Here is an 8,044-nt window from a genome sequence, read left to right on the forward strand (position 1 = left end):
ACTCCTCGTCTGTCAGTGCCGCCTCTGTCGTTTTCCGGTGGGGCGGGCGCCGGGCGGAGGCCCGCCGGGCCCGGTCCTGCGGGGGGTGCGCTCGTTCGGGTCCTCGGGGGCGCCGACGGGGCGCCTGCCGGGTGCCGCCGCGGGCCGTTCGGCACCGGGAACAGGACGTCCGCTTCCCTGCGCCGCGCGGCGCGCGTGCACCTTCTTCGTATGCGCCGCCACCGGGCCCCAGCGTTCCTTGATGGATACCAGCAGCGGAGTCGCGAAGAAGATCGACGAATAAGCGCCGACCAGGGTGCCGACCAGCTGCACCAGCGCCAGATCCTGCAGCGTGCCCACGCCCAGCATCCAGACCGCGATCACCATCAGGCCGATGATGGGCAGCGCGCCGATGAGAGTGGTGTTGATGGAACGCATCAGGGTCTGGTTGATGGCCAGGTTCGCCTGCTCGCCGTAGGTGCGCCGGCTCGTGTGCAGCACCCCGCGGGTGTTCTCCTCGACCTTGTCGAAGACGACAACCGAGTCGTAGAGCGAGAACCCGAGGATGGTGAGCATGCCGATCACCATCGCGGGGGTCACCTCGAAGCCGACCAGCGAGTAGACCCCTGCCGTGACCATCAGGTCGAAGACCAGGGCGGCCAGCGCCGCCAGGGCCATATCGCGTTCGTAGCGGATGGCGATGTAGACGCTGACCAGGACCAGGAACACCGCCAGCGCGATCAGCGCCTGCCGGGTGATCTGCCCACCCCAGGTCTCGCTCACATCGGAGGCGCTGATGGCGTTTCGACTGGGGTTGCCGGTGTCGTCGCGCGGCTGGAACTCGTCGAACAGCGCGGTCTGCAGGGCGCCGAGCTGCTGAGCGTCCAGTGTCTCCGAGCGGATGAGAATGGTTTTGCCGTCGCCGGTGCCCACGGTCTGCACCGATTCGGGCGGCGAACCGATGGTGTCGCTGTAGACCGTCTCCACCTGTTCGGTGGTGATATCGCCGGCCGGCAGCTGGATCCGGGAGCCACCGACGAAATCGATACCGAAGGTGAAACCGCGCACCGCCATGCTGACCAGGCAGACCAGCACGATCCCGGCGGTGATCAGGTACCAGCGGCGGCGGTTGCCGACCACATCGAGTACACCGGTGCCGGTGTAGAGGCGGTTCAACCAGCTGTGCCGGACGCCGGAGGGGCGCGGCGCGGAAGGTTTGTCCATCGTCACGGGGCTGTTCATCGTCACGCCTTCCCGACCGCGGCCTCGACCGCCTTGCGTTCGCGGGCGAGCTCCTGCATCGCGCCGAGCCCGTTCACCGATGGTTTGGCCCAGAACGCGGACCGGGACGCCAGGTGGACGAGCGGGGCCGTGACCAGGACCACGACCACCACATCGAGGATGGTGGTCAACCCGAGCGTGAACGCGAACCCGCGCACCTGCCCGACCGCCAGTGCGTACAGCACGGCGGCGGCGATGAAGCTGACGGCGTTACCGGACAGAATGGTCTTGCGGGCGCGCTGCCAGCCACGCGGTACCGCCGACCGGAAACTTCGGCCCTCCCGCATCTCGTCCTTGATCCGCTCGAAGAACACGACGAACGAGTCGGCGGTCATACCGATACCGATGATCAGGCCGGCGATACCGGCCAGGTCCAGCGTGAACCCGATCCAGCGGCCCAGCAGGACCATGATCCCGTACACCGCGAAACCCGAACCGATCAGCGACAACGCCGTGAGAAACCCGAGCATGCGGTAGTAGACCAGGCAGTAGACGAGTACCGCGACCAGGCCGACCGCACCCGCGAGCAGACCCGCTTTCAGCGACGACAGCCCGAGGGTCGCCGAGACCGTCTCGGCCTCGGAGGTCTGGAACGACAGCGGCAGCGAACCGTATTTCAGCGTGTTGGCCAGTTCCTTGGCGCTGGCGGCGGTGAAGTCACCGGAGATCGAGGTGCGTCCGCCCAGCTGAGGGCCCTGCTGGACCACGGGGGCGCTGACCACCTCCGAATCGAGGACGAAGGCGACCCGCTGCTGCACGTACTCACCGGTGAGCGAGGCCCAGGCATCGCTACCGCTGCCCTTGAACTCGAGGTTGACCTCGTGTCGCGCCTGCTCGGTGTTCAGGCCGGAGGTCGCGTTGGCGATCTCCTGCCCGTCGATCCGGCTCTTGTCGAGCAGGAACACCTCTCGACCGTCGGTGGAGCAGGTGACCAGTGGCAGGTTCGGATCGTCGTTACCGGCGAGCGGATCGGAGGCGGTGCAGTCCATGGACGCCATCGCCAGCTGCTGCGTGGTGGGGTCGGTGCTCTGCCGGATGGCCTTGGCCATCTCGATCTCCTGCTGCGCCTGTTCCTGCGGGGTGAGCGATCCTTCGGCGGGAGCGGCCGGCGGGGTGTTCGGATCCTGCGGAGCCGGGGCGGGGGTTGTCTCGGCGAGCGCCGAGGGTTCCGCGGGCGGTTCGCCGGGCGCCTGGGCCGGGTGGACGTCGATCTCGCTCTCCCGCAGCGGCGCGGCGGCGGGCGTTTCCTCGGCCGGCGCGGTGGCGCCGGTATCGGGGGCCGTGCCGTCCTGGGTGCCGGTATCGGGGACCGTGCCCTCCGCACCGGTATCGGGAACTTCGCCCGCGGGGGCCGGGGCAGTGGTTTCCGGGGCCGGCGCGGTCGCGCCCGGGGCCGGCGGCGTGCCGCCCGGAGCGGTCTGACCCGGGGCCGGTTGCTGCGGGTTCGGCGCCGCCGCAGCGTTCAGCACCGGCCGGATGTACAGCTTGGCGGTGCTGGCCAGGGTTCGTGCCTGCTGGCTGTCCTCCCCCGGGACCGTGATGACCAGGTTGTCCCCATCGATCACGACCTCGGATCCGGAGACGCCGAGACCGTTGACCCGGTTCTCGATGATCTCCTGCGCCTTGGCGAGACTGTCCTTGCTGGGCCGATTCCCGTCGGGCGTTCGCGCGGTCAGAGTGACCCGGGTACCACCTTGCAGGTCGATACCGAGTTTGGGTGTCGGTGACTTGTCACCGGTGAAGAACACCAGCGCGTAGATCGCGGCCACCAGCACGCCGAACAAGGCGAGCCAGCGGAATTGGTGCGCCGATCCCTGGGACGGTGGCACAGGTCGTCATCTCCTAGGCGGAAGTTCTGGGTGGAACGGCCACGGCACATGCCTATACCACCGGTTGCCCGGGGTATCCGGTTCCGGTGGCCGGGCCGTGGTGATCAGTCCTTGGTCAGCCGGGTTTCGGTCTGCTCCGGAGTCTCCTCGGCGGCGGGGGCATCGGCGGAGTCGGCCGCCTCGGCGCCCTCGGTGCTGTCACCGGTGGTTTCGGCGTCGGTGTCGTCGACGCGCACCTCCCGGATGGCCGCACGCAGCCAGGTGGTCACGACATCCTCGGCGATCTCGAGATCGACACTGGTGTCGTCGGCCTCGATCACGGTGCCGTACAGGCCCGAGGTGGTGGTGACCCGGTCACCGACCTTCAGGCTGTCCTGCATCTGGGCGACTTTGTCGGCCTCTTTCTTCTGGCGGCGCATGCCTAGGAACATCGGCACCAGCAGCGCGACCAGTATGAGCGGAAACAGCAGATCCATGGTCGAAGTCAGTTCCTGATCTGGGTGGGGAGGGGGACAGGTACGCACACAGTCTGCCAGTTCTTCGGATCCGCGCCACACCCGCACGGCCGAACACGCGGTGTCCGGGTGGCGCCGGGGCCGGGCCGGTGGCCCCTGTCACCCTGCGGCCGACCCCCGGCGGGCGACGGCCGGTCCCGCGATAATCGACCGATGACTCCGGAGGAAGTCCACCAGATCACCTTCGCGCGTGCGCCGTTCGGCCGTCGCGGTTATCGGGAGCAGGATGTCGACGAACTGCTGGACCTGGTCGCGGCCGCTCTGGCGGGGCGGGCGACACTCACATCCGAACACCTCGGGCGCGGTATCCGCCCCGCCCCGGGTATCTTCTCGCGCGGCTACCACCCCGACCAGGTGGACGAGTTCGTGGAGCGGGTACGCCGCCGCTTCGGGTTCTGATCCGGCGCACCGACCGGCCCGCGCGCCGAACAGGCGGACGCTTCCGGCCCGGCCGGCCCTGCGCTCATTCGAACAGGTCGAGCGTCGGATGCGGTTCGCGGCCGCGCACCTCCAGCGCCCCGAACGCCAGGTCCGGGGGCGGTGTCAGGCCCAGATGCGCCCAGGCGGCCGCGGTCGCCACTCGCCCCCGCGGCGTCCGCGCCACCATCCCGGCCCGCACCAGGAACGGTTCGCAGACCTCCTCGACCGTGGCCGGTTCCTCGCCGACCGCCACGGCCAGCGTCGATACACCCACCGGTCCCCCGCCGAAACCCCGGATCAGGGCGCCCAGCACCGCGCGGTCGAGCCGGTCCAGGCCCACCTGGTCGACGTCGTAGACCTCGAGCGCCGCCCGGGCAACCGCCAGGGAGACCAGGCCGTCGGCCCGGACCTCCGCGTAGTCCCGCACCCGGCGCAGCAGCCGGTTGGCGATGCGGGGCGTCCCCCGGGAGCGACCCGCGATCTCGGCGGCGGCGTCGGTGTCGATGCGCACGCCGAGGATGTGCGCGGAGCGCTGCAGGATGAGCAGCAACTCGTCGGGTTCGTAGAAGTCCATATGCCCGGTGAAACCGAACCGGTCGCGCAGCGGGCCGGTGAGCGCGCCCGCGCGGGTGGTGGCCCCCACCAGGGTGAACGGCGCGATATCGAGCGGAATCGACGTCGCGCCCGGCCCCTTGCCGACCACCACGTCGACCCGGAAATCCTCCATCGCCAGATACAGCATCTCTTCGGCGGGCCGGGCCATGCGGTGGATCTCGTCGATGAACAGCACGTCTCCGGCGACCAGATTGCTGAGCATGGCGGCCAGATCACCCGCGCGTTCCAGGGCCGGACCGGAGGTGATGCGCAACGCGGTTCCCAGTTCGGTGGCGATGATCATCGCCAGGCTGGTCTTACCCAGCCCCGGTGGCCCCGACAGCAGGATGTGATCGGGTGTACCGCCCCGCGCCCGGGCGCCGCGCAGCACCAGGGTGAGCTGTTCGCGCACCCGCGGCTGACCGATGAAACCGTCGAGCGAGGTGGGGCGCAGTCCGGAGTCGGTGTCCCCGTCGGAGGCCAGGTAGCCGGCACTGACCGGTGATTCGGGGGTGTCGTGGTCGTCGTCGTACTCCATCGCGGCCTAGCGGTTCCTGCCCAGCATCCCGAGCGCGGCGCGCAGCGCGGCCGAATTGCCGGCGTCGGGATTCTCGGCCAGCACCGCGTCCACGGCCGGTTCGGCCTGTTTGAGTCCGAACCCGAGGCCGGTGAGCGCCTCCACGACCTGGTCCCGGACGGGAGTGCGCACCGGCACGGCGGCGGTCGCGCCACCCGGCGGCACCGGTACCAGGTTCACCTTGTCCCGCAGTTCGACCACCATCCGCTCGGCGCCGCGTTTGCCGATCCCGGGCACCCGGGTGAGCGCCGCGATATCGCCCGCGGCCAGCGCCTTGCGCAGCGCCTCGGGTTCCAGCACCGCCAGCACCGCCATGGCCAGCCGCGGCCCCACCCCGGACACGGTCTGCAACAAGCCGAACAGATCGCGCGACTCGGTGTCGGCGAACCCGTAGAGGGTCATCGAGTCCTCGCGCACGATCAACGCGGTGAACAGCGTGGCCTCCGCGCCGCGGGTGAGCCCGGCCAGGGTCGCGGGGGTGGCGTTGAGCTGGTATCCGACCCCCGATGCCTCCAGAACCACATGATCGAGGGCGAGTTCGAGGACTTCGCCGCGTAGAGACGCGATCACCCGCGTACCGCCTTCCGTTGCTGTTCCAGTCGTTGTGTGTACTGCTGCCGGGCCCGTTCGGCCAGGGCTTCGGCCCGTGCCATCCGCTCCAGCAGCGGCGCCCGCCAGCAATGACAGATGGCGAGCGCCAGCGCGTCGGCGGCGTCGGCCGGTTTCGGCGGGGCCGCGAGCCCGAGAATCCGGGTGACCATGGCGGTCACCTGTTTCTTGTCCGCACCGCCGTTTCCGGTGACGGCCGCCTTCACCTCACTGGGAGTATGGAACATGACCGGGATATCGCGGCGGGCGGCCGCCAGGGCGATGACCCCGCCCGCCTGCGCGGTTCCCATGGCGGTGCGCACATTGTGCTGTGCGAACACCCGCTCGATCGCCACCACGTCGGGACGGTGAGTCCGCATCCACTCCTCGGCGGCGTCGGAGATCCGCAGCAACCGCTGGGCCAGGTCCATCTCGGCCGGGGTGCGGACGACATCCACCGCGATCGCCCGGACGGTGCGCCCCGCATCCCCTTCGACCATGCTCACCCCACACCGGGTGAGCCCGGGGTCGACGCCCATCACCCGCACCGACGATTCCCTTCCCAGAACGAACAGTTGTTCGAAGTCTAGTGCAGGACCGGGTATCTCGACGCCAGGGACACGAACCCGGGTCGCCGGGCGCTCAGCGGGCCTGCTGCGCAGCGAAGATGTCGTAGGCGGCGGTGTCGTACAAGACGAACCGCACCTCGTCGGCCCGGGTCGGCGCGGTGCGGACGGCGTCGAACGCGATCCGGGCCGCGTCGTCCATCGGCCAGCGGTAGACCCCGGTGGAGATCGCCGGGAATGCGACCGTTCGCGCACCCAATTCGTCCGCGACCCGCAGCGACTCGCGATAGCAGGAAGCCAGCAGTGGGGCGAGTTGCGCCGCACGGTCGCCGCGGGCCGACCACACCGGACCGACCGTGTGGATGACCCATCGGGCAGGTAGCTCACCGGCCGTGGTCGCCACCGCCTGCCCGGTGGGCAATCCGCGGGGGTAGTCGGTCTCCCGTAGCCGTCGGCATTCGGCCAGGATCGCGGGCCCTCCGCGCCGGTGTATCGCGCCGTCCACACCCCCGCCGCCGAGCAACTCCGAGTTGGCGGCATTGACCACCGCGTCGACCCGCTGCTCGGTGATATCCCCCTGCACGAGAGTCACAACGACCATGCCGCCATTGTGCCGCCGCCCACCGCACCGTCCCCCATGGCACGCCCGCGCTCCCCCGATCGAGACCTCCGAGGGCCGGCGCCGCGCACCCGGTGGCGACCGGCCGCGCGGCGGGCACACCGCGGCACTGGCCAAAAGCGTAACCCACTGGTTACGCTTTCTCCCGTGGATGAGGTGGCCGCGGCGATAGCCGACCCGATACGACGGGAAATTCTGGAGATGCTGGGCGGCACCAGGCATACCGCGGGCACGATCGCCGCCCGGTTCCCGATCAGCCGGCCCGCGGTCAGCCGGCACCTGCGGGTGCTGCGGGACAGCGGCCTGGTCCGCGACGAACTGGTGGGGAGACAGCGCTACTACGCGCTGGACACCGCCCCACTGCGCGAGCTACGCACCTGGCTCGCCGACCTGGACGAACCGGCGGCGTGGGAACACCGGCTGGACGCGCTCGCCACCGAGGTCCACCGGACCCGGCGCGAGCGCAGGGCCACCGCCGACCGACCACACACCGGGCCCCCACCTCCGGGTGGCCCGGAAACTTCCGACAACGAGGAGAACTCCGCATGACCATCCGCCCCACCGGCCGCCTGGAGAACACACCGGCCGGCCACGATCTGGTGCTCACCCGGACCTATCGCGCCCCGATCGCGGACGTCTGGGCCAGTATCACCGAATCCGAGCGCACCGCCCGCTGGTTCGGGCCGTGGCAGGGCGAGCCCGGGCCGGGCCGGACGATACAGGTGCGGTTGTCCTACGAGGAGGGACAGCCGTGGAGCGAGTACACCGTCGATGCGTGCGAGCCGCCGTACCGCCTCGCCCTGCGCGCCGTCGACGAGCACGGCAGCTGGCATCTCGAGGTCACACTCACCGAACACGACGGTCGGACCGAACTCGTCTTCGTCCACCATCTGGTCGCGCCCGACCAGCTGCCCGAGATCGGGCCGGGCTGGGATTACTACCTGGACATGCTCGGGGCGTCGCGCACGGATGCGCGACGCCCCCAATTATAAAAAAAAAAAACCCCCCACCGGGGCGAAAAAACCCGCCACGCCCAGATCCCAAAATCGTCGTGTATTGAAAAATTGTTAAAAAAG

The 8,044-nt window shown here is 69.8% G+C and carries 10 protein-coding genes; 3 read left to right on the top strand and 7 right to left on the bottom strand.

Annotated features, from left to right (window positions below):
- Positions 1-12: 12 nt before the first annotated feature.
- The 3 genes from secF to yajC form a co-directional block, all read right to left on the bottom strand.
- Positions 13-1,221, bottom strand: coding sequence for a protein translocase subunit SecF (secF, locus tag ABZV91_RS22100; protein WP_355244741.1), 1,209 nt, complete (start codon positions 1,219-1,221; stop codon positions 13-15).
- Positions 1,222-1,223: 2 nt separating this feature from the next.
- Positions 1,224-3,089, bottom strand: a complete 1,866-nt coding sequence (gene secD, locus ABZV91_RS22105; protein WP_355244744.1) for a protein translocase subunit SecD — start codon at positions 3,087-3,089, stop codon at positions 1,224-1,226.
- 104 nt (positions 3,090-3,193) lie between these two features.
- Complete coding sequence (yajC, locus tag ABZV91_RS22110; protein ID WP_355244747.1) at positions 3,194-3,565, bottom strand: preprotein translocase subunit YajC; 372 nt, start codon at positions 3,563-3,565, stop codon at positions 3,194-3,196.
- Positions 3,566-3,757: 192 nt separating this feature from the next.
- Here yajC and ABZV91_RS22115 point away from each other — a divergent pair, with 192 nt between their 5' ends.
- The gene (locus ABZV91_RS22115) at positions 3,758-4,003 is read left to right on the top strand and encodes a DivIVA domain-containing protein (RefSeq protein ID WP_355244750.1); all 246 of its coding nucleotides are present in this window, start codon (positions 3,758-3,760) and stop codon (positions 4,001-4,003) included.
- Between the two features lie 64 nt (positions 4,004-4,067).
- Here ABZV91_RS22115 and ruvB read toward each other — a convergent pair whose 3' ends face one another.
- From ruvB to ABZV91_RS22135, 4 genes are all read right to left on the bottom strand, one after another.
- Positions 4,068-5,156, bottom strand: a complete 1,089-nt coding sequence (gene ruvB, locus ABZV91_RS22120; protein ID WP_355244753.1) for a Holliday junction branch migration DNA helicase RuvB — start codon at positions 5,154-5,156, stop codon at positions 4,068-4,070.
- A gap of 6 nt (positions 5,157-5,162) precedes the next feature.
- Complete coding sequence (gene ruvA / locus ABZV91_RS22125; RefSeq protein ID WP_355244756.1) at positions 5,163-5,765, bottom strand: Holliday junction branch migration protein RuvA; 603 nt, start codon at positions 5,763-5,765, stop codon at positions 5,163-5,165.
- Positions 5,762-6,331 carry a crossover junction endodeoxyribonuclease RuvC gene (gene ruvC / locus ABZV91_RS22130; protein WP_355244758.1) on the bottom strand — a complete coding sequence of 190 codons (570 nt, stop codon included), beginning with the start codon at positions 6,329-6,331 and terminating at the stop codon, positions 5,762-5,764. Before ruvC ends, ruvA begins: the two co-directional genes overlap by 4 nt.
- Before the next feature lie 94 nt (positions 6,332-6,425).
- Positions 6,426-6,950, bottom strand: a complete 525-nt coding sequence (locus tag ABZV91_RS22135; protein ID WP_355244760.1) for an O-acetyl-ADP-ribose deacetylase — start codon at positions 6,948-6,950, stop codon at positions 6,426-6,428.
- A gap of 165 nt (positions 6,951-7,115) precedes the next feature.
- Here ABZV91_RS22135 and ABZV91_RS22140 point away from each other — a divergent pair, with 165 nt between their 5' ends.
- Together ABZV91_RS22140 and ABZV91_RS22145 are read left to right on the top strand one after the other, a co-directional pair.
- Positions 7,116-7,517 carry a metalloregulator ArsR/SmtB family transcription factor gene (locus ABZV91_RS22140; protein WP_355244762.1) on the top strand — a complete coding sequence of 134 codons (402 nt, stop codon included), beginning with the start codon at positions 7,116-7,118 and terminating at the stop codon, positions 7,515-7,517.
- The gene (locus tag ABZV91_RS22145) at positions 7,514-7,960 is read left to right on the top strand and encodes an SRPBCC family protein (RefSeq protein ID WP_355244765.1); all 447 of its coding nucleotides are present in this window, start codon (positions 7,514-7,516) and stop codon (positions 7,958-7,960) included. The genes ABZV91_RS22140 and ABZV91_RS22145 overlap by 4 nt, the downstream gene beginning before the upstream one ends.
- Positions 7,961-8,044: the final 84 nt, after the last annotated feature.

Origin of the sequence: Nocardia sp. NPDC004568, assembly GCF_040609955.1 — a bacterium.
Lineage (GTDB): Bacteria > Actinomycetota > Actinomycetes > Mycobacteriales > Mycobacteriaceae > Nocardia.